This window comes from Aeromonas sp. Y289-2 (assembly GCF_027705925.1).
Lineage (GTDB): Bacteria > Pseudomonadota > Gammaproteobacteria > Enterobacterales > Aeromonadaceae > Aeromonas > Aeromonas veronii.
This window is the reverse complement of record NZ_JAPDCH010000007.1, coordinates 39115-59902: the sequence shown is the minus strand read 5'-3', so window position 1 is coordinate 59902 and position 20788 is coordinate 39115. Positions and strand designations below refer to the sequence as shown.

The following is a 20788-nucleotide window of genomic DNA, read 5'->3' as shown; positions in this document are numbered from 1 at the left end:
CCCATCCTTCCTAGTTAGTCCTTACTGACTTTTCCTTCTGTCGGCCTCGTTGCGGCTGAGGCCTTATGCCGTCTGCGGGTTGGATGGCAGCGGCCAGATCCGCTCATAGGCCCAGGTAAAGACCATGATGTAGACGAGGTAGAAGGCGACGAAGCCGAGATCCAGCATCAGGGCGTCCCACACTCCCAAATCGAGCCAGAACATGACGCAGGGGAGGGAGAGCATCATAAAGCTCGCCTCATAGCCAAACGCGTGCAGGAAGCGGTCCAGTGGTCGCTTGTTGGTGCGCCCGCACAGTTTGAGCAACCCCTTGTCGAACAACAGGTTCCAGCCGTAGGTCCAGGCTGTGGCGACGATGGAGAAGAAGATGGCCAGCGAACCGACCTCGGCGACGCCCTGACCGAACAGCTGGCTGATCAGCGGTGCGACCAGTGCCAGTCCGATGCCTTCGTAGAGAACCAGATAACGAAGTCGATCCGGGGTGGTGCGTAGTTGGGTACTACTCATGGGTGATGTGCCTCCTGTGGGAGGCGCATTCTAATCAGGGAGTGGTTAAAAGAGAAGCATCGGTCCGTCATGACTGGCGTTGAGGGGCATGATGATGCCCCTTCATTTGCGATACTTCTCTATTGCCAATTTGGGCGTTAGCCCTGAGTGGTCAAGTCTGCGACTCAGGCGCCGGTTGGCGTGACCCGGGTCAGCATGGCAAAGCCCTCTTCCACTTGTGTGAGCTCTACCTTGACCTCTCCCAACTCGGCGAGCGAGGCAACATGGGTGCCGCCACAGGGGATGGTGACCTCCTGGCCTTCCAGCATGCAGTGCCAGTAACGGGAATCGATGATCGCCTCGCCAGCGCGGCTACGGCGGATCTCGCCTCCGGCTGCGATCCAGTCGGCCAGTTGCTGGTTGACCTTCTCTTCAATCAGCGCCAGATCTGCCAGCAGCGCCTCGCTGTTGACCCCCTTCTTGCGCAGGCTCTTGCCGATGCGGTACTGCTCCCGCGATCCACAAGGCTCGACCCGAGAGCTTTGAATAGCCAGGCGATCGAAGTCGGGCTGGCCCAGTGCATCGCACTCGCTTACCTCCTTGCGCCAGTAGGGGGTGAGTACTCGATTGAGCGCCAGTGCCGCCAGATGGCAGCCACTATGGCCCAGACTCAACGCGTGGCGGGCCGCGCTATCTACTTGCAATTCGACCTGGCTGCCAACGGCTAGCGCGTGGTCACCGGTCAGCGGGTGGACCACCACGAAACGCCACCCCTCTGCGCCCCGCTTGACCGGAATGGCAGTATCGACGAACAGCTCGCCATCCGGGCTGATGGCCCCCATTCGGCAAGGGCCAATGGTGGCTTCGCCTCCTTCCCAGCGAACATGGCCCACATCCCCTGGCTGATCGGGCCAGAGGTGGCTCTGGGGATGAAAGGGGGTGAGGTCGGTGACCAGCAGCGTGGTGTCACCGCGCTGGCAGCAGACCACGCTGGCCTGCTCTTGATGATGGCCCAGTACGAAGCTGGCTCGGGTATGTTCCATGGCAAGGCTCCCGCAACGATAAATGAGAAGAGAAAGCGGCAGCATACGCCAAAGTGCGAAGAGGCTCATTAACCAGAGTTAATGAGCCTCTCTTCTCGGTTTTACGGTTCGCTAGATCATGGCGACCAGCAGATAGGCATTGAGCCCGATCACCAGCGCAACGATAAGGCGGCCGACGGCTTGTGTGACCGGATGGTTGCGATGTTGCCCCATCAGCGCCCGATCGCCGGTCAGCATCAACAGCGGGATCAGGGCCAGCGCGATGCCAAAGCTCAGGATCACCTGACTCAACACCAGAATTTCGGTGGTGTTGAGTCCCATGGCGATTACCACGAAGGCGGGAGCCATGGTGATGGCGCGACGCAGCCAGAGCGGGATGGTAAAGCGGACAAAGCCCTGCATCACCACTTGCCCGGCCAGGGTGCCCACCACGGTAGAGCTGATGCCGGATGCGACCAGCGAGAGGCCAAACAGGGTGGCGGCAGCCTTACCCAGCAGCGGAGTGAGGGTCTGGTAGGCGGATTCCAGCTCCGCTACCTGCTGGTGGCCCGAGCTGTGGAACGCGGCGGCCGCCATCGCCATCATCGCCAGATTGACGAAACCGGCGATGGTCATGGCAATCGCCACATCGACCCGGGTGGTGTGCAGCCGCTGGCTGACCGAGCCCTGATCCTGCGTGTGCTGGGTCAGTGCCGAGTGCAGATAGATAACGTGGGGCATCACGGTAGCACCGAGCACACCGGCGGCCAGATAGACGGCATCGCTGTTGGGCAGACCGGGGAAGAGAGCCCCTTCCAGCAGGCTGGGCAGATGGGGGCGGGAGAAGATCAGCTCGACGATGTAGGCCGCCGCGACAAACAGCAGCAGGCCACCGACCACAAACTCCAGCGGTTTCTGGCCACGGGATTGCAACATCAGGATCCCCCAGGTCACCACGGCGGTGATGCAGGCTCCTTCAAGCAAGGTCACGCCAAGCAGCAGCTTGAAGCCGACTGCGGCGCCGATAAATTCGGCGAGATCGGTGGCCATAGCGATGATCTCTGCCTGCACCCAGTAGGCCCAGACCACCGGTTTTGGCAGTCGGTCGCGGATGTGCTCCGCCAGATTCTTGCCGGTGACGATGCCAAGTTTGGCCGAGAGGGTTTGCACCACCATGGCCATCAGGTTGGCCCATACCACCACCCAGAGCAACTGGTAGCCAAAGGTAGAGCCCGCCTGAATATTGGTGGCGAAGTTGCCCGGGTCGATATAGCCGATGGCGGCGATAAAGGCAGGCCCGAGCAGGGTCAGTTTGAATTTGCGGGCTGGAATCGTAGTCGTCAGTGCGGGTTGCATGGCATCACCCTCCATAAGGATATGGAGAGAGAATAGATCTAAGTGATAATCATTATCAATTGTTGTTTCTGATGATTTCCATCGGGAAAAACATTTAAGGCGGTCAGTTGCAGTGAGGGATGTGATTTCGTACAATACGCCGCCCTAGAAAAGCAGCGACTAAACACCTTTATGTTCCTTGCCTCCGAGGTCTGGCTGCACCTGGGCGGAGGCTGAATTAATCCGTAAGGAGCTAAAATGCGTCATTACGAAATCGTCTTCATGGTTCATCCGGACCAGAGCGAGCAAGTTCCCGGCATGATCGAGCGTTACACCGGCGCCATCACCACCTCCGGTGGTACCATTCATCGCCTGGAAGATTGGGGCCGTCGTCAGCTGGCTTACCCGATCGACAAACTGCACAAAGCCCACTACGTTCTGATGAACGTAGAAGCAGAGCAAGCCGTTATCGATGAGCTGGAAACCAACTTCCGCTTCAACGATGCCGTTATCCGCAACATGATCATGCGCACCAAGCACGCCGTGACTGAAGTTTCTCCGATGGCCAAGGCCAAAGAAGAGCGCTTCACCCGTCGTGACGACGAGCGCCGCGAAGAAGCTACTGAAGCTGCTTCCGAAGAGTAATTCTGGATCACTGACTAGAGGATAAAGGCCATGGCACGTTATTTCCGTCGTCGTAAGTTCTGCCGCTTCACCGCCGAGAACGTTACCGAGATCGACTACAAAGATATCGTTACTCTGAAAAACTACATCACTGAATCTGGCAAGATCGTACCGAGCCGTATCACCGGTACCCGCGCCAAGTATCAGCGTCAGCTGGCACGCGCCATCAAGCGTGCTCGTTACCTGGCTCTGCTGCCGTACACCGATCTGCACAACAAGTAAGAATCGGCCCGGCACTTAAGCCTAACTCAACGAAATTTATAGAGGAAAGGTAATGCAAGTTATCCTGCTCGACAAAATCGCCAAACTGGGCGGTCTGGGTGACCAAGTTTCCGTGAAATCTGGTTATGCCCGTAACTACCTGATCCCGCAAGGCAAAGCTGTTATGGCCACCAAGGCCAACATCGAAGCTTTCGGTGCTCGTCGCGCTGAGCTGGAAGCCAAACTGGCTGCCAACAAAGCTGCTGCTGAAGAGCGTGCTGCCAAGCTGGCCGAACTGGCTACCGTGGTTATCGCTTCCAAGTCTGGCGACGAAGGTAAGCTGTTCGGTTCCATCGGTACCCGTGACGTGGCTGAAGCCATCACTGCTGCCGGCGTAGCCGTTGCCAAGAGCGAAGTCCGCATGGGCAACGTTCTGCGTAACACCGGTGACTACGAAGTTGCTGTTCAGCTGCACGCTGACGTTAAAGCAACCGTACAGATCCAGGTTGTTGCCCTGTAATAGCGATTCGCTTTTGCAGAAAAAACCCGCGCTTTTGCGCGGGTTTTTTATTTTCCGGCCCGGGGGTAGAGTGAAGGTCTGTTCCACTGGAGGAGATCCTTATGGCTTGGGTAGAAGGCCGCGTCATCGAACGCATCGAATGGACACCCACCCTTTTCTCCCTGCGGGTAGCGGCCGAGCTGGCTCCCTACAAGGCAGGCCAATTCACCAAGCTGGCCCTCGAGCAGGGCGATCGCCGCATTCAGCGCGCCTACTCTTTCGTCAATCCCCCCTCTGCGCCATATCACGAGTTCTATCTGGTCGAGATCCCGAGCGGTGAGCTGACTCCCTCGCTCGGCTCGCTGCAAGCGGGCGATACCCTGCTGGTGCAATCCCAGGCCACCGGCTTTCTGACGCTGGATGAGGTACCGGCCGGGCGCGATCTCTGGCTGCTCTCGACCGGTACTGCCATCGGCCCCTTCCTCTCCATGCTGGCCGATGGGGAAGCCTTCAACCGTTTCGAGAATCTGGTGCTGGTGCACGGGGTGCGCAAAGGCGAAGAGCTGAGCTATCAGGATTTGATCGCCAGCTTTGCCGAGCAGTATGGCGAGCGCTTTAGCTATGTCCCCTTTGTCAGCCGCGAGCCCTGGCCCGATGCAATGGCAGGGCGGATCCCGGCGGCGATTGCCAATGGTCAGTTGCAGGATCGAGTGGGGTTGGAGTTCTCACCCGAGCTGAGTCAGGTGCTGATCTGCGGCAATCCGGAGATGGTGAAAGAGACCCAGCAGACCTTGCTGGCGCTGGGGTTGGCCAAGAATCTGCGGCGGGCGCCGGGCAATATCAGTGCGGAGAATTATTGGTAAAACAATCAGCACAGGGGCGCCAGGTCCCTGTTGCATCAGGAGAGGGCGTTCAGTTCTTCTTGCCGTTGCCCTTGTTTTTATCTTTCTGTTTGTCGTGACCTTGCCCGGGGTTATTGCCGCTGTGGATGCTGCGGTTGTAGTGATCCCGGTACTTGCCATCCATCTTGTCGCAGTTGAGTTTGATCCGGCTGTCGCCAATGCCAAGATCCAGGCAGTTGTCCTGCCACCAGTCGTACTCTTTGTCATCCCAGTCGAGATTGATCTTGATGTTATCACCGGAGATCTTGATGCCATCGCTATTTTTGCTTGGCGGCGCCGCAACCGCGGTGCCATGTGCCATCAGCAGGGAGAGCAGCAGGGCGCCGCGCCGGATAACAGGGTTGTGTTTGGCTTGGGTCATCGCAAGGGTACTCCTGTCGTTATTGGCCACTCTGCGAGTTGGCAGGGATCTGGTTGGTTTGCGGTGGCTGGTTGCGGTTCTCTTCATCTTCCAGATTGAATTTGACCGCCCTGCAGTCGGCCGGGGCGGTTTCGCCGACCCCCAAGTCGAGGCAGTCGTTCTGGGTCCAGCCGAACTGCTTGTCATCCCAGTCCAGATTGAATTTAAGCTCATCGACGGAGAATTCGGAGCCACTGCTCTCTTGATATTGCTGGGTCGCTGCGGCGCTGCCGGTAACCAGAAGAAGGGAGAGTAGCAAAGTGGTATTACTGTTCATGATGGCCTCGGATAATTGCAACTGTGGATGAGTGTACAGACCGGAGCTGAACCCGGGCGGAACTGTTCCCCATCTCGCTACATGATCAAGTCAGGGAGGGATTGTATCGCTTTTCTGCTGCCGATTTGTCCGTTTTGGTCGCACTCTGGGCAGCTGGTTGCCAATCTGAAGGAATTCAGTCATTTGCCCTTCTCTGGGCGAGTCTGGCGACTATAATCGGCAGCCAACTTTTCCTGCACAGCACACCCCTTCATCATGACCACACAGGACTCCTCCACATTGCGCTACCCCAAGGGGTGGTTTGCTCTGACGACGGTATACAGTTTCACCGGGTTGGCCATTCTGGCTTCCATTATCTTCTCCCTGCTGCTGTTCCTCTCCATCGATGACAACCCGCTGATGAAGTGGCTGTTCGGCGGCTTGGCCATCATCTTCGAGCTGGGCAAGTTTTACGTCTGGTACGAGTACGGCGAGCGCAAGGCGCGGCGGGATTTAAGTGGTGCTTTCTGGTCGCTGCTGTTTTACGGCGTGCTGGCGGCCATCTCCATCGGCGGCAGTATTGGTGGCATCAACAGCGCCACCAACACGGTACTGAGTCAGCAGGCGCGCCACGAACGGGAGCTTGCCCGTTTCGACGAGCAGATCGCCAGCATCGAGCGGCAGATCCAGCTCAACGAGGAGGCGGCCCGTAAATATATCGAGCTGGAGCGCATCTCCAGTGGCGTCTCCTCGTTGCAGCACGCCAATACCAAGCTGCGCTTGCAGCAGGATGAGCTGCGTCAGCAGCGCGATGCCAAGCCGGTCAACGAACAATCCTCCATGTTGGGGCTGATGAGCAGTCTGGCGGACGGGGTGGGGATGAGCATCAGTCAGGTGCAGTTCCTGCTGGTCTGCTTCCTCTCGGTGCTGCTCGACGTGTTCGGCGCCTTCTTCGTCAGCCTGATCGGCGAGGAGAACCGCTTTCGCCGGATGTGGCGCTGGCAGCAGGAGCAAGCTCGCAGAGAGGCACAGGCAGCGTTGGCGATGGCTGCCCAGCCTGAGCCCATCATGCCCCCCGAGCCCGCTCCCGAAGTGCTGGCGCAGGTGCGCGGTGCGCTGGTGAGCGGTGAGCTCAAGTGCAGCAAGCGCTCGGTGGCACAGGCGCTGTCACTCTCGCTGGAGGAGGTGGATCGGGTGTTCCACCATCTGCTGTCGCAAGGGGTGCTGGGGCAGGGGAGCAATCGCCATTATCATCTGCGTACTGACAGCGATTGAACCCGTTTTATTCGAACCAGACTAGGCCATCATAAGGACGTGTCTTGAGTGAATCGAGGCGACTGGCAAGGTTGCCAACATGGATCTCTAGTTGATGGCCGTCCGGGTCTTTTAGATAGAATGAGTCCCCTTCGCTGCTATTTGTCTTCCACTCTTCGATGCCCGCCTGGCGCAGACGGGCACAGAACTCTGAGAAGTGTTCCGCAGCGATACTTAGGGCGACATGGCTATAGTCTTCGGCGGGCTTAGCGGGGTCACTGGAAAGGCAGAGCCACAGCTCCCCCAGAGTTAAATAGGCCCCGCGAGCCCATCGCACCTTGGGACGAAAACCGAGTAAATCAACGTAAAACGTAAAGCTCTTTTCAAGATCTCTTGTTGCCAAGGTCAAATGATTCAATCCGCTCAGCATTGTTGCTCCCTTTATCCGATATCAAACGCGTAACCATTAGTTGGTCAGCACCATCATCAGGCTGAGGAAAGCGGCCAGTCCGCCACCGATGCCGATGATCCAGTAAAACCCCTTGGCCCCCTGTTTGAGCGGGATGCGGAAGTAGAGCAGAAATGCCCACCACCCCAGTGCCAGCAACAGAGGAATAAGAAACATTCGAGCCATGGTGTCCTCGCTGTTATTCTGTTGACCCTTGATCAATCAACAGGATGGATTGTGCAATGACGCAACTACAGATTACCGCATTCGGTGACCCCTCGGTACTCAAGCTCAACCCTTCCCTCGATAAGGTGCCTGCCGATGGCGAAGTACGGGTGCGCATCTGCTTTGCGGGGGTGAACCCCATCGATGCCAAAACCCGCGCCGGTCTTGGCTGGGCGGCGGCCCAGAACAAGGACAAGCTGCCCTGGACACCGGGTTATGATATCTCCGGCGTGGTGGAGAAGGTGGGCCCCGGCGTGACCTCGCTGGTCGAGGGGGATCGGGTGTGCGGCATGGTCGGTTTTCCCCTCACCGCCGGTGGCTACGGGGAGTCTGTGGTGGCAAGCGAGAGCGAGCTGGTCAAGCTCGACGGGGTGAGCCTGCAGCAGGGGGCGGCGCTGCCGCTGGCCGGTCTCACCGCCTGGCAGGGGCTGCTTGAGCACGGCGGCCTCCAAAGCGGTCAGCGGGTATTGATCCTCGCCGGGGCCGGAGGTGTCGGCCATCTGGCGGTGCAGTTTGCCAGCGCTTATGGCGCCGAGGTGGTGGCCACCGCCAGCCCCGACAACCATGGCTTCCTCCATGCTTTGGGGGCGCGCTGGATGGTGGATTACCACGATGCGAACTGGCCAGCACGGGTGGTGGCAGAGGCCGGTCAGGTCGATCTGGTGCTGGATCTGGTGGGTGGCGAGAGTGGCAAGGCGGCGCTCGCTTGCGTCAAGCCGGGTGGCCGTCTGGTGACGGTACCCACCATCACTGCCCAGCAGATCAAGGATGCTGGGGCTGCGGCGGGTATCGAGGTGGTCGGCATGCTGGTTCACCCTGACCAGAAGCAGCTGGGTCAGATGTTGATGCTGCTGCGTCAGGGGGAGGTGAAGGTCACCCTCGCCGGTGAATTCCCCCTGGCCGAGGGGGCGCTGGCCCATCAGGCCATCGAAAGGGGCCATGTGCGCGGCAAGCTGCTGCTGCGGATGCCTGCGGCCGATGGCCTACCCGGATGAGCGAGATGATGGATATGGGGCTGGGGTGGCTCTTTTTAAGCGCCTTTACCTCCGCCACCCTGCTGCCCGGCAGCTCCGAAGTGCTGCTGGGGGCCATGGCGGCCAAGGGGGAGTGGAGCATGGCGAGCCTGCTGCTGTGGGCGACGCTGGGCAATACCCTCGGCTCCATGACCACCTGGTGGCTCGGCTGGCTCGCCACCTTCAAGAAAAAACCGGAAGATTTTCAAGGCCGTGGGGAACAAAAAGCCTTAGGCTGGCTCAAACAACATGGTCACTGGTGTCTGCTGCTTGCCTGGACGCCGGTGGTCGGTGATGGTCTCTGTCTGTTGGCCGGTTGGCTGCGCCTCTCCTTCTGGCGCTCTCTCATTTTGATCGGGCTCGGCAAATTGTTCCGTTATGCCCTGGTTTTTCTGCTGGCCAGTCACATTTTCTAGCCTGTTTTTGTCACTCACGAGGTTACCGTGAACAAAGTCATACCTTTAACGATTCTGCTGGGCTTCACCCTGCCGGTGCTGGCGGCACCGACCCTGATCGCCGAACAGGGCAAGGAGGAGGGCAAGCTCGCCATCCCCTACCAGATGTACAAGCTGGACAACGGCCTGACCGTGATCCTGGCCCCCGACCGCTCCGATCCGCTGGTGCACCTCGATGTGACCTATCACGTCGGTTCATCCCGCGAGACGGTCGGCAAGTCCGGTTTCGCCCACTTCTTCGAGCACATGATGTTCCAGGGCTCGAAGCACGTTGGTGATCAGGAGCACATGCGGATCATCAACGAGGCCGGTGGCGACATGAACGGCACCACCAACAAGGATCGCACCAACTACTACGAGACTGTGCCTGCCAACCAGCTGGAAAAAGTGCTCTGGCTGGAGGCGGATCGGATGGGCTTCCTACTCGATGCGGTGAGCCAGAAGAAGTTCGAGATCCAGCGCGCCACTGTCAAGAACGAGCGGGCCCAGCGGGTCGATAACCAGCCGTACGGGCTGGTGAGCGAGAAGGTGGGGGAGGCGCTCTATCCGCGTACTCACCCCTACTCCTGGCAGCCTATCGGTTACGTGGAAGATCTCGACCGGGTCGATGTGAACGACCTCAAGCAGTTCTTCCTGCGTTGGTATGGCCCCAACAACGCCACCCTGACTCTGGGCGGCGACTTTGACAGCAAGCAGGCTCTCGAGTGGATCGAGAAGTACTTCGGCTCCATCCCGCGCGGCCCGGACGTGGCCGAGCCGACGCCAAAGCCGGTGACTCTGCCCGAGACCCGTTACGTGACGCTGCAGGACAAGGTGCACCTGCCGCTGCTCTATATCAGCTACCCCACCGTATCCCTTGGTGACCCGCAGGAGCCTGCGCTCGACATGTTTGCCGACGTACTCGGCGGTTCCGCCAGCTCCATGCTCTACCAGTCGCTGGTGAAAACCGGCAAGGCGATCGATGTGGGGGCGTCCCACTACTGCGAAGAGCTGGCCTGTACCCTCACCGTCTACGCCTATCCCAATCCGTCGCAGGATGGCAGCCTCAAGACCCTCAAGGGGGAGGTGGACAAGGTGATCGGCGAGTTTGCCCAGCGCGGCCTCAAGCCGGAAGATCTGGAGAAGGCGATCGCCAAGTACCGTGCCTCCGCCATCTGGGGTCTGGACAGCGTCTCCGGCAAGGTGAGCCAGCTCGCCATGGGTCAGGTGTTTGCCCAGGATCCCAACTATGTGTTCAAGACGCTGGATGCCATCGGCAAGGTGACACCTGAGCAGGTGAAGGCCGCCTACGACAAGTTCATCGCCGGCAAGCCTGCGGTGGTGCTGAGCGTGGTGCCCAAGGGCAAGACCGAGTGGCAGGTTGCCACCCCGAACTTTACCCCCGCCAAGCGCGAGCTGCCGGATTACAGCAAGCATGACGAAGCGCTGGCCGAACGACCGGTAAAAGACAATTTCGATCGCAGCGTGCAGCCCAAGGCGGGCGAGGCGGTGAGCGTCAAGGTGCCCGCCATCTGGCACGGCAAGCTCGACAAGAACATCGAGATCATCGGTACCAAGAGTGACGAGATCCCCGCGGTCTCCATCATGATCGCCCTGCCGGGCGGCATTCGTGCCGAAGATAAGGGGCAGCTTGGACTGGCCAATTTGACCGCCGCCATGATGGGGCAGGGCACGGTGCGCCTGACCGAGGCTCAGCTGAGCGATGAGCTGCAAAAGCTGGGTTCAAGCATTGATGTCTCCAGCGCCCAGTACAACAACCTGATCACCATCAGCTCGCTGGCGGATAAGTTGCCCCAGACCCTGGCGCTGGTGCGCGAGGTGCTGGAGCGCCCTGGCATGCGGGAGGCGGACTTCGAGCGGGTCAAGGCGCAGCTGCTGCAAGGGATGCAACAGGCCCAGCAACAGCCCGAGTGGCTGGCCGGGCAGGCGTTCCGCGAGCTGGTCTACGGCAAGCAGAACCGCCTCGGGCAACCTACCGACGGGGTAGCGGCCGATGTGGCCAAGCTGACCCTGGCGGACGTGAAGCACTTCTATCAGGCCTACTACAACCCCACTAACGCCAAAGTGGTGGTGGTCGGTGATGTGGGCCAGAAGCAGATCGAGGAGCAACTTGGCTTCCTGACCGAGTGGAAGGGGGCCACGCCGACTCTGGGGGATCTCAAGCTCAATGGTGAGCAGGCCAAGCCTGGCATCTATCTGGTCGACAAACCGGGGGCGCCCCAGTCGGTGATCCGCATCGGTCGTCGCGCCATGCCGTTCGATACCACGGGGGATTACTTCACCGCCGGGCTGATGAACTTCAATCTGGGTGGCAACTTCAACAGCCGCATCAACCTCAACCTGCGCGAAGACAAGGGTTACACCTACGGCGCCAGCTCGGGTTTCTCCGCCAACCGCGAGGTGGGCACCTTCGCCACCGGCGCCAATGTGCGGGCCGATGCGACTGTGGATGCCATCCGCCAGTTCCTCAAGGAGATGGACAACTACCGCAAGAGCGGCCCGACCCCGGTGGAGCTGGCCTATATGCGCAGCGCGGTCTCCCAGCAGGATGCCCTCTCTTACGAGACCTTGGGCCAGAAGGCGGGCTTCCTGCTGCAGATGGTGATGTATGACCTGAAACCGGACTATGTGCAGGCCCAGAACAACCTGATCAAAACAGTGTCGCCCGAGGCGCTGAAGGCCAGTGCGGCCCGTTGGCTCAATCCGGCCGACATGGTGATCGTGGTGGTGGGAGACAAGCAAAAGCTTGAAAAACCCCTGAAGGAGCTTCATCTTCCCATCTATCCGCTGCAGTTGCCGTAACTGACGCTTTATAAAAATCAAGAGCCGCCCCGGATGGGGCGGCCTCACATGAGCCGTGAATATGACTACAACAAGCTTGTCGCTCACCGAGTTGCTGAATGCGTTGGGATCACCGGAGCGCCTCACCGCGCTCAAGGGGATCCGGCGCGGGATCGAACGTGAATGCCTGCGCATCACGCCGGATGGCCGACTCGCCCAGAGTGACCATCCCCGGGCGCTGGGCTCGGCCCTGACCCATCCCAATATCACCACCGACTACTCGGAGAGCCTGCTGGAGTTCATCACCCCGGCCACCGACTCCATCGACAGCCTGATGGAGCAGCTCGGCGACATCCATCACCATGTGATTCAGCATCTGGGTGACGAGCGGATTTGGCCGCTCTCCATGCCCTGCTTCGTCGGTGGGGAAGAGAGCATCCGGCTGGCCCAGTACGGCAGCTCCAATATCGGCAAGATGAAGACTCTCTACCGTCAGGGTTTGAAGAACCGCTATGGCAGCCTGATGCAGGTGATCGCCGGGGTGCACTTCAACTTCTCCATGCCAGACAGCTTCTGGAGCGAGTGGCAGGATCTGGTGTGCGAAGGGTGTTGCAGCCAGCGCTTTATCTCCGACAAGTACATGGGGCTTATTCGCAACGTCTACCGCTTCGGCTGGCTGGTGCCCTATCTGTTCGGCGCCTCCCCGGCCATCTGCGAATCCTTCCTCAAAGGGCGCAAGAGCAACCTGCCGTTCGAGAAGACCGGCAAGGGTACCCTCTATCTGCCTTACGCCACCGCGCTGCGTCTCTCCGATCTCGGCTATACCAACAGCGCCCAGGCTGGGCTCAAGATCAGCCACGACAATCTGCCGGCCTATGTCAGCAGCCTGCGCCGTGCCATCAACACCCACAATCCCGACTTTGCCAAGATTGGGGTCAAGGTGGATGGGGAGTATCGTCAGCTCAACGACAACGTGTTGCAGCTGGAGAATGAGCTCTACGCCCCGATCCGGCCCAAGCGCACCCCGCGCAGCGGCGAGAAGCCCTCGGATGCGCTGGATCAGCGCGGCATCGAATACATCGAGCTGCGCACCGTGGACGTCAACCCTTTCACCCCGCTCGGCATCGACGCAGATCAGATCCGCTTCTTCGACCTGTTCCTGGTCTGGTGCCTGCTGCGCCCCTCTCCGGTGCTGAGTGACGAGGAGATTGCCCGCAACCGCCGCAACCAGAACAAGGTAGTGCTGGAAGGGCGTCGTCCCGGCCTGACGCTGGAAGATGAGCAGGGCAATGCCATTGGCCTCAAAGAGTACGGCCTCAAACTGTTTGACGAGCTGGCTCAGGTGGCCGACCTGCTGGATCGCTGCTGTGGCCGCAACCGCTATCGCGAGACGCTGGCGATGCATCGCGAGAAGCTGCTCAACCCCGAGCTCACCTACTCCGCCCGCATGCTCAAGGAGCTGCTGGAGAGCGGCAAGGACAACGGCTGCTACGGTGACAAGCTGGCGACCCGCTATCGCGAGGAGCTACTGGCAGGGGAGCTGCAGTACTGGGATGAGGCCTACTTTGCCGGTGAGGCGAAGGATTCGCTGGCCAAGCAGCGCGAGCGCGAGCGCAGCGACAGCCTGTCGTTCGATGACTTCCTGGCCGACTACTTCGGTACCAGTGCCACCACGGCCTGAAGGCGGGTTCGTACCGACCAAAGTGCCAACAAAAAGCCGCTCGAGTGAGCGGCTTTTTTATTTCTCTGAACCTGAGCGATATCAGACGTGGTTATACATCGCCTCGATTTCGCTCTGGTATTTTGCCTCGATGATCTTGCGGCGCAGCTTCATAGTGGGGGTCAACTCACCCAGCTCCATGGAGAAGGCGCTCGGCAGCAGGGTGAACTTCTTCACCTGCTCGAACTTGGCCAGCTCTTTTTGCAAGTCGGCGATGCGGGCTTCGAAGAACTCCATCACCCGGGAGTGGCGCAGCAGCTCGGTCTTGCACTGGTACTGCAGGTTGATGGAGCGGGCGTACTCCTCAAGCGACTCGAAGCAGGGGACGATCAGCGCAGAGACGAAGTGGCGGGCATCGGCGACGATGGCGATCTGCTCGATAAAGCGATCCTTGCCGATGGTCCCTTCCACCAGCTGCGGTGCCACGTACTTGCCGTTGGAGGTCTTCATCAGCTCCTTGAGACGCTCGGTGAAGTAGATATTGCCCTGGCTGTCGAGCTCACCGGCATCGCCGGTACGCAGGAAGCCATCCTCGGTCATCACCTCGGCGGTCGCGTCCGGCTTGTTGTAGTAGCCGCGCATCACGGTGGGGGAGCGCACCAGCAGCTCGTTGTTCTCACCCAGCTTCACCTCGATGCCGTTCAGTGCCGTGCCGATGGAGCCGAGCTTGAACTGCTGATCTTCGTAGCAGCAGACGGTGGCGGTGGTCTCGGTCATGCCGTAGCCGTACTTGAGGTTGAGCCCCATCGCCTGGAAGAAGAGGTTCACATCGTCGGCCAGACGGGCGCCCGCCACCGGCAGGAAGCGGGTGCGGCCGCCGAAGCGGGCGCGCAGCTTGCGAAACACCAGTCGCTCGGCGAGCCAGAGCTGGCCGTAGAGCAGCGGGGAGGCGGACTTGCCAGCCTGACGGGTGGCAACCATCTGCTTGCCTACCTTGGTCGCCCAGCCAAACAGGGCGCGACGCAGAGCCGGAGCCTGAGCAACTTTGGCCTGGATCATGGCGTAGGCCTTCTCGTAGAGGCGCGGCACGGCACACATCACGGTCGGCTGCACCTCGCCAATCACATCCATCACCTTCTGTGGATCGCGGATATAGACGTTCTCGGCGCCGCAATAGAGCACGTAGTAGCTCCATGCCCGCTCGAACACGTGGCTGAGCGGCAGCATGCAGAGCGACACATCCTGCTGATTGAGGTCGAGGCGGCTGTTGTGCATCTCGAAACAGGCGGCGATGTTGCTGAAGTCGAGCATGACCCCCTTGGGCTCGCCGGTGGTGCCGGAGGTGTAGATCAGGGTCAGCAGATCATCCATCCGGTACTGGGTTTCCCGCTCGCGCAGCTCCTGCTCGCTGGGCTGATGGTTGCCGGAGACCAGAAATGTCTGGAAGTGGCTCGCCTGCTCGCAGCCGCGCAGGTTGACGTTGCCGTCGAGGGCGATGAGCTGGCGGATCTCGCCGCTTTCAATCAGTTGCAGCGCCTGATCGAACTGAGGTTGTTCGCCAACGAACAGCACCTTGATGCCGGCATCTTTGACGATGTAGCGCAGCTGATCGAGCGTGCTGGTGGGGTAGATAGGGACGCTGACACCGCGGGCGGCAAGGATGCCGAGATCGGCCTGGGTCCACTCCGGCATGTTGCGGGCATAGATGCCGACCATTTCGGTTGGCTGGTGGCCGGCACGGATCAGCGCCTGTGCGCAGTAGTCCATGGCCTGGCCCAAAGTACGCCAGCCGATGGCGCGCCACTGGCCATCTTGCTGAACCCGCAGGGCAGCCTTGTTGCCAAGCTGGGCAATACGTTCACGCATCAGTCGAACCAGATGAAGCTTCGGCATCAGTTAAACATCCTTTAATTACAGTTGTACGCCCGCGAGGGCACTAAAAATCGGGCTAGAGTTTAAACTCCAACATTACGGCTTACAAGTGTTCGCTGTTTGTCTTGGATCACAAAGAGCGCAAATAGCTCTCCCTTTGCGCAGACTGGCCGATACTGCTAGGAGGCAGAGAGAGGGTTAACGATATGAATCTGTGGGTGAAAGGGGCGTTGGCCGCGGTCGGGCTGATGGTGGTGGGGGGCGCTGCGTTTTGGTTCTTTGCCGGAACGTCATCACAGGGGCCCGCCAATCCCTGGTATCAGGGGGCCGAGGGGTATCAGCAGGCGCAGCAACAGGCGCTGGCGTTGGGCTATCCGCTGCTCTATGTGCTGGAGACCCCCAAGTGCCGCCGCTGCGGCGATCTGGAGAAGAAATTCTGGCAGAGCAAGGAGATGGCTGGCCCGCTTGCCCGGCTGGTGAAGGTGCGGCTCAACCCGGGCAAGGGGGATGGCAGCGAGCAGATCCTGCGCCGCTTTCCCAAAGTCGCCACGCCGCCCGGCATCTATATCCAGCAGCCGGGCCAGCCCCTCAGACCCATCAAGATAGTGGTGGATATCGACCAGATCTGGATGCCGGGGAAAACCTGGCAGCGTGGCTTCTATATGCCGCTCTCCGGTGCCGGATTCGAGGCGGTGGTGCATACCACCCTGGCCTTGCAGGATCCCGCGCTGGACAACGCCCCCCTCGATTGAGGGGGACAAAAGGCTTGGGCGCGACGAACAGGCTGGATCAGCCGAAATCGAACAGTCGCGACATCAACACCGCATCTTCCCTGTCATTGCCGGTGCCGTAGTAGTCGGCACGGCGGCAATATTCGGCAAAACCGGCGCTCTCGTAGAGGTTGATGGCGGTCTGGTTACCGGCCCGCACCTCGAGAAACCAGGCCTCTGCCCCGGCTTGCTTGCTGCGCGCCAGATAGGCCTGCAACAGCGCCCGTCCCAACCCCTTGCCCTGAAACGCCGGATGCACGCAGATATTCATCAGCGAGCTGTCACCGGCCACCAGATCCGAGATATAGAAGCCCGCCGGGCGACCATCGACCAGCATCAAGCCGTTGAGATAGCGAGGACCGAAGCAGGAGAGCAGGTTGGCCTCACTCCACGGCTCCTTGTGGGCGGCTTGCTCGATGGGGTAGACAAGGTCGAAATCGCTCTCGAGCAGGGGACGAAACTCAGGCATGGGGGCTCCGGATGGCAAGATGTTGGGCACTGGGGTTAGCAGAGGTTGCAGAGGCGGCATTTGTAAAATCAGGTAAAAAGAGCGGCATCACAGTGGGACTTGGCGGCATGATGCAGGATCACGCCGCGCTGGCCGCAAGGTGCTGGCGCAGCTGTTGCCACAGGGCGCGCTTTTGCGCGGCGCTGGGGGCGAGCGGGCAGATCAGCGCATTTGGCCGCGCGGGGTTGGCCTCCGTCAGCCAGAGCAGAGGGGAGGCGCCCGCCGTTTGCAGATCGGCAGGCGGCAGCTCGCTGAGCAGTGAGACCTCGTCGGGAGTCATGCCGAGCAACTGGCAGATATCCGCCAGCAGCGTGGTGGCAGGCAGCTGAGGCGCCAGCAGCCAGAGTTTGCCGCTGGGCAGCGGAGCGCTGGTGGCCGGTGCCGTCTGGCCCGGCTGTGTGGCGTTTTGCTCAAGCTCGGGAGCGGGTGCTGCGCCCAGCAATGCCGGACGACGCAGTTGCCAGCTTTGAATGCCCATGCGGGCCAACATGCTCTGACGAACGGGATCTTGCATCTGGGGCGACTCACTCTTGATCTGCATTGGGGAAAATTGTGTTGCGCAGGGTACACTCGAACCGCTTTTGCTGCACCCTTTGCAACGCATCATCTGGCGCATGCGGGCATGGTGCCATCACGACACTGGCTATGCATGAGCGCAGCACGCTGCCGATACGGTATCGCACTGCCCTTGCGTTTTTTCCTGCCAGAGGCGGGTATTGTGCGGCAAGAGATACCAGAATAAACATCATAACAAGACAAAACCCAAGGTCGAGCAAATGGATATCGCGCCTTGGGGCTAACATCATCCCAGCTTCGGAACACTCTCTATGTCGTCTTTAGCTCAAGCCCAGAATCCTGCGCGTCTTATTCCCATCCAGGAGCGGCTGCCCCGGCTGCTGGCCGCCCTCGGTGAGGGGCTCTACGAACGGCAGGATGCCTTGCGCCTCGGTCTGCTGGCGGCCCTCAGCGGTGAGAGTGTCTTCTTGCTGGGGCCACCCGGTATCGCCAAGAGTCTGATTGCCCGTCGCCTCAAGCTGGCCTTTCACGACGCCCGCCACTTTGAATATCTGATGACCCGTTTCAGCACACCGGAGGAGGTATTTGGCCCCCTCTCCATTCAGGCGCTGAAAGAGGATGGCAAATACCTTCGCCTCACTGCTGGCTATCTGCCGGAGGCTGAGGTGGTGTTCCTCGACGAGATCTGGAAGGCGGGTCCCGCCATTCTCAACACCCTGCTCACCGCTATCAACGAGCGACAGTTTCGCAATGGCGACAGCCAGCACCCCATCCCGATGCGCTTGCTGGTGACCGCCTCCAACGAGCTGCCGGCGCAGGACAGCGGGCTGGAAGCGCTCTACGACCGGATGTTGGTGCGGATCTGGATGGACCGGGTGCAGGAGAAAGCCAACTTTCAATCCATGCTGGCCAGCGATGGTCACGCCCACCAGAATCTGCCGGAATCCCTGCAGATCCGGGGGGATGAGTACGAGCAGTGGCAGAGCCAGATTGAACAGGTGCGCCTGCCGGATGCCTGTTTCGAACTTATCTATCAGCTGCGCCAGCAGCTAGACAGCCAGCTGGCCCATCGCTGCTATGTGTCGGATCGTCGCTGGAAGAAGGCGGTACGGCTCATCAAGGCGAGCGCCTTCTTCAATGGCCGCGATGAGGTTGCACCGGTAGATCTGCTGCTGTTCAAGGATTGTCTCTGGCATGACGAGGAGTCCCGCACCGCCCTGCTGGAGATGATGACCGAGTTTTCCCGCCTTTACGGCTATCAGCAACTGGCGATGACCCGTCAGCTTCTCGCCCTTCGGGATCAGTTCAAACAGCTCAAACAGAGCGTGGCCCAGCGCCTTTGCACAAAGGCCCGGCAACGCAAGCAGTGGTTTGGCCGGCGGGCCCGGGGTATCGAGATCCCGCTTGCCAATGCCAGACCCTTTGGCAAGCAAGTGCACTTCCATCTGCTCACCCCGGCGCCGCTGGATGGCGGCGATCCCGAGCGTCTCACCCGCACCCTGGTGTTCGATCGCACCTTGCTCTCCCATTGGCATCCCACCGGTGAGGCACTGGTAGGTTATGAGTTTGGCAACCCGAAAGAGGGCCATTACGAGCTGGTACTGGACGATGAGCTGCGGCTGCAGGTGCTCGATATCCAGCGCCAGCAGATCCCGTTGGTGTTGATGGAGCGCAATGCCATCCCCGAGGTGGTGCTGGCGCCCTGGTTGCAGTCGCTCGACGAGCAGCTGGTTCAGGTCGGCAAGGTGATGCAGATGCTCAAGCAGCAGCGCAGCCTGTTCGAACGTCACCAACAACACCTCTTTATCGACTCACGCTGGTTGCAGCAGGTGGAAGACAGCTTCTTCGTGCTGAACCGGGATCTCGAACTGCTGCGCAGCGAGATGACCCAGTGGCGCGAGCGGTTGCCAAGGCTGGACGAGTAAGGAGCGCTCATGCTTGAGATCGGCATGCTGGATCTGGGGCTCCTGATTGGCGAAGGGGAGCTTGCGGGTGAGGTGGCGCTCCTGCTGGCGGCCTCGCCCAAGATTTCCGAATTTATCAAACGCTCCCCGCTACAGGGCAAGCTGCTGAAAAAGCGCCTGCATAGCTGGGGTGAGCAGCTTGGCGAGGAGATCCGTCACAAGCCGGTGCCGGTGGCGCTGGAGCAGGAGTACCTGCTCTATCAGGCGCACCGGCAACTGCCGATGACCGAGCTGATTGGTCGCCTGCCCGGTTTGCTGGAGTCGCTGGAACAGTACAGCCCCTTCGCCGGTGAGGCCAGATCCTTGGTGCGTCAGCTGACGGCCCACCCCACCGAGGGGCTGCGCCAGCTCTTTATCGACAAGTGGCGCGCCAGTCTGGTGGGGAGCCTGCTGCAACTGCAGCAGCAGATCGCCGAAGCGGAGCGGGAGAAGCAGCGTCAGGAGATTGAAGATCAGCTGCTGGCGAGCCGCACCCTGGCCGATGCCCTCGACCCCAACCAGATCTCCGCCGGTGGTTTGTGGGATCTGGCGCAGGGACACTGGCACAAGCGCAGTCTGGTGCTGGTCAAGCAGTACGCCCGCATGTTGCTGCGCGAGCCTTTGCTGGCGGAGATTGCCGGTCTGCTCGGGCGCAGCGAGCGGGATCGGCGGGCGCAGGAGCAACCTGTGCCGCCGGTTCAGGTGCTGGAGCTGGAATCCGCCCCCAGCGACGATGTGCCGGACGATCTGGTGGGGATCCATCAGGCCAGCGATCTGATGCGGCTGCTGCCAAGCGAGGCGGTGATGCTGGGGCTGCCGGAGCTGGAGCTGGAGTTCTACCGCCGCTATCTGGAGCGGCGTCTGCTCAGCTACCAGTCACGTGGCACCTTGCCGCGTCAACGCATCATGCTGCGCACTCCGGAGCAGGGGGGGCAGCAGTTGCAGCAACGGGGCCCCTTTATCGTCTGCGTCGATACTTCGGGCTCCATGGGGGGATATCCCGAGGAGTGTGCCAAGGCGCTGTTTCTGGCGTTGCTCAAGGTGGCGATGGATGAGAAGCGCGGCTGCTACCTGATGCTCTTCTCCACCGAGGTGGCGACCCTCGAGATCACTGCGGATACCGGTCTGGACAAGGCGGAGCGCTTCCTCTCCATGAGTTTTCACGGCGGTACCGATCTGGTGCCCTGCCTGGAAAAAGCGCTGGCCAAGCTCGATGATCCCGCCTTTGCCAAGGCGGATGTGCTGGTCATCTCCGACTTTATCGCCCAGAGCCTGCCTCATCCCCTGCTCGATCAGATGAACCGCTATCGCCAGCGCCAGACCCGTTTTCACGCCGTCGCCATGTCCCGCCACGCCAAGCAGGCGCTGCTGCGGGTCTTTGACAATAGCTGGCTGCTCGATTGCGGCCTGCGCGGCCGGCTGCTGCGGCGCTGGCAGCATCACTAGTGACCGGGAGGGGGCAACCCCTCTTGGTTGTTATCCCGCCTCCTCTTTTTCGCTGTGCATCCCCGCTTTTATTCCAACGCGATGATATCGCAGTAAAATGTGACTAGCCTGC

The 20788-nt window shown here is 60.4% G+C and carries 22 protein-coding genes; 12 read left to right on the top strand and 10 right to left on the bottom strand.

Annotated elements, in window-relative coordinates:
• Positions 1–63: 63 nt before the first annotated feature.
• The 3 genes from OKC43_RS12220 to OKC43_RS12210 form a co-directional block, all read right to left on the bottom strand.
• Entirely contained in the window at positions 64–507 is a 444-nt protein-coding gene (locus tag OKC43_RS12220) for a PACE efflux transporter (protein WP_005358045.1), read from the bottom strand.
• Positions 508–671: 164 nt separating this feature from the next.
• On the bottom strand, positions 672–1529 hold the full coding sequence (locus OKC43_RS12215) for a hypothetical protein (protein ID WP_236271915.1): 858 nt from the start codon (positions 1527–1529) through the stop codon (positions 672–674).
• Between the two features lie 111 nt (positions 1530–1640).
• A complete protein-coding gene (locus OKC43_RS12210) occupies positions 1641–2864 on the bottom strand; it encodes an Nramp family divalent metal transporter (RefSeq protein WP_236271914.1) in 1224 nt (407 codons plus the stop codon).
• Between the two features lie 237 nt (positions 2865–3101).
• Here OKC43_RS12210 and rpsF point away from each other — a divergent pair, with 237 nt between their 5' ends.
• The 4 genes from rpsF to OKC43_RS12190 all read left to right on the top strand — a co-directional run bounded on the left by rpsF (position 3102) and on the right by OKC43_RS12190 (position 5090).
• The gene (gene rpsF, locus OKC43_RS12205) at positions 3102–3488 is read left to right on the top strand and encodes a 30S ribosomal protein S6 (RefSeq protein ID WP_005308887.1); all 387 of its coding nucleotides are present in this window, start codon (positions 3102–3104) and stop codon (positions 3486–3488) included.
• Positions 3489–3518: 30 nt separating this feature from the next.
• Positions 3519–3749, top strand: a complete 231-nt coding sequence (rpsR, locus tag OKC43_RS12200) for a 30S ribosomal protein S18 (RefSeq protein ID WP_005308890.1) — start codon at positions 3519–3521, stop codon at positions 3747–3749.
• A gap of 52 nt (positions 3750–3801) precedes the next feature.
• A complete protein-coding gene (rplI, locus tag OKC43_RS12195) occupies positions 3802–4248 on the top strand; it encodes a 50S ribosomal protein L9 (protein WP_005340490.1) in 447 nt (148 codons plus the stop codon).
• 101 nt (positions 4249–4349) lie between these two features.
• The gene (locus tag OKC43_RS12190) at positions 4350–5090 is read left to right on the top strand and encodes a ferredoxin--NADP reductase (RefSeq protein WP_150390255.1); all 741 of its coding nucleotides are present in this window, start codon (positions 4350–4352) and stop codon (positions 5088–5090) included.
• Positions 5091–5139: 49 nt separating this feature from the next.
• On the opposite strand, the gene OKC43_RS12185 is transcribed toward OKC43_RS12190, so the two are convergent.
• On the bottom strand, positions 5140–5490 hold the full coding sequence (locus OKC43_RS12185) for a hypothetical protein (RefSeq protein ID WP_236271913.1): 351 nt from the start codon (positions 5488–5490) through the stop codon (positions 5140–5142).
• 19 nt (positions 5491–5509) lie between these two features.
• Positions 5510–5806, bottom strand: a complete 297-nt coding sequence (locus OKC43_RS12180; protein ID WP_236271912.1) for a hypothetical protein — start codon at positions 5804–5806, stop codon at positions 5510–5512.
• A gap of 255 nt (positions 5807–6061) precedes the next feature.
• On the opposite strand from OKC43_RS12180, the gene OKC43_RS12175 reads away from it, so the two are divergent.
• Complete coding sequence (locus tag OKC43_RS12175) at positions 6062–7060, top strand: Preprotein translocase subunit SecY (protein ID WP_236271911.1); 999 nt, start codon at positions 6062–6064, stop codon at positions 7058–7060.
• A 7-nt stretch (positions 7061–7067) separates the two neighbouring features.
• Here OKC43_RS12175 and fos read toward each other — a convergent pair whose 3' ends face one another.
• Together fos and OKC43_RS12165 are read right to left on the bottom strand one after the other, a co-directional pair.
• Positions 7068–7469, bottom strand: a complete 402-nt coding sequence (gene fos / locus OKC43_RS12170; protein WP_201975390.1) for a fosfomycin resistance glutathione transferase — start codon at positions 7467–7469, stop codon at positions 7068–7070.
• A 36-nt stretch (positions 7470–7505) separates the two neighbouring features.
• A complete protein-coding gene (locus tag OKC43_RS12165) occupies positions 7506–7673 on the bottom strand; it encodes a hypothetical protein (protein WP_162516863.1) in 168 nt (55 codons plus the stop codon).
• Between the two features lie 56 nt (positions 7674–7729).
• Here OKC43_RS12165 and OKC43_RS12160 point away from each other — a divergent pair, with 56 nt between their 5' ends.
• The 4 genes from OKC43_RS12160 (at position 7730) to gshA (ending at position 13642) form a co-directional block, all read left to right on the top strand.
• Positions 7730–8707: an NADP-dependent oxidoreductase gene (locus tag OKC43_RS12160; RefSeq protein ID WP_236271910.1), complete on the top strand. Its 978-nt coding sequence runs from the start codon at positions 7730–7732 to the stop codon at positions 8705–8707.
• Positions 8704–9141, top strand: a complete 438-nt coding sequence (locus OKC43_RS12155; RefSeq protein WP_058058683.1) for a YqaA family protein — start codon at positions 8704–8706, stop codon at positions 9139–9141. The genes OKC43_RS12160 and OKC43_RS12155 overlap by 4 nt, the downstream gene beginning before the upstream one ends.
• Before the next feature lie 27 nt (positions 9142–9168).
• Positions 9169–11982: a M16 family metallopeptidase gene (locus OKC43_RS12150; protein WP_236271909.1), complete on the top strand. Its 2814-nt coding sequence runs from the start codon at positions 9169–9171 to the stop codon at positions 11980–11982.
• A gap of 61 nt (positions 11983–12043) precedes the next feature.
• Complete coding sequence (gshA, locus tag OKC43_RS12145) at positions 12044–13642, top strand: glutamate--cysteine ligase (protein ID WP_236271908.1); 1599 nt, start codon at positions 12044–12046, stop codon at positions 13640–13642.
• Between the two features lie 81 nt (positions 13643–13723).
• Here gshA and OKC43_RS12140 read toward each other — a convergent pair whose 3' ends face one another.
• Entirely contained in the window at positions 13724–15514 is a 1791-nt protein-coding gene (locus OKC43_RS12140; RefSeq protein ID WP_236271907.1) for an AMP-dependent synthetase/ligase, read from the bottom strand.
• A gap of 227 nt (positions 15515–15741) precedes the next feature.
• Here OKC43_RS12140 and OKC43_RS12135 point away from each other — a divergent pair, with 227 nt between their 5' ends.
• Entirely contained in the window at positions 15742–16245 is a 504-nt protein-coding gene (locus tag OKC43_RS12135; RefSeq protein WP_371155262.1) for a hypothetical protein, read from the top strand.
• 37 nt (positions 16246–16282) lie between these two features.
• On the opposite strand, the gene rimI is transcribed toward OKC43_RS12135, so the two are convergent.
• Positions 16283–16732, bottom strand: a complete 450-nt coding sequence (rimI, locus tag OKC43_RS12130; protein ID WP_005340505.1) for a ribosomal protein S18-alanine N-acetyltransferase — start codon at positions 16730–16732, stop codon at positions 16283–16285.
• 118 nt (positions 16733–16850) lie between these two features.
• The gene (locus OKC43_RS12125; RefSeq protein WP_236271906.1) at positions 16851–17285 is read right to left on the bottom strand and encodes a DNA polymerase III subunit psi; all 435 of its coding nucleotides are present in this window, start codon (positions 17283–17285) and stop codon (positions 16851–16853) included.
• Positions 17286–17598: 313 nt separating this feature from the next.
• Here OKC43_RS12125 and OKC43_RS12120 point away from each other — a divergent pair, with 313 nt between their 5' ends.
• Complete coding sequence (locus OKC43_RS12120; RefSeq protein ID WP_236271905.1) at positions 17599–19212, top strand: ATPase RavA domain-containing protein; 1614 nt, start codon at positions 17599–17601, stop codon at positions 19210–19212.
• Positions 19213–19221: 9 nt separating this feature from the next.
• The gene (gene viaA, locus OKC43_RS12115; protein WP_236271904.1) at positions 19222–20676 is read left to right on the top strand and encodes an ATPase RavA stimulator ViaA; all 1455 of its coding nucleotides are present in this window, start codon (positions 19222–19224) and stop codon (positions 20674–20676) included.
• Positions 20677–20788 lie beyond the last annotated feature (112 nt).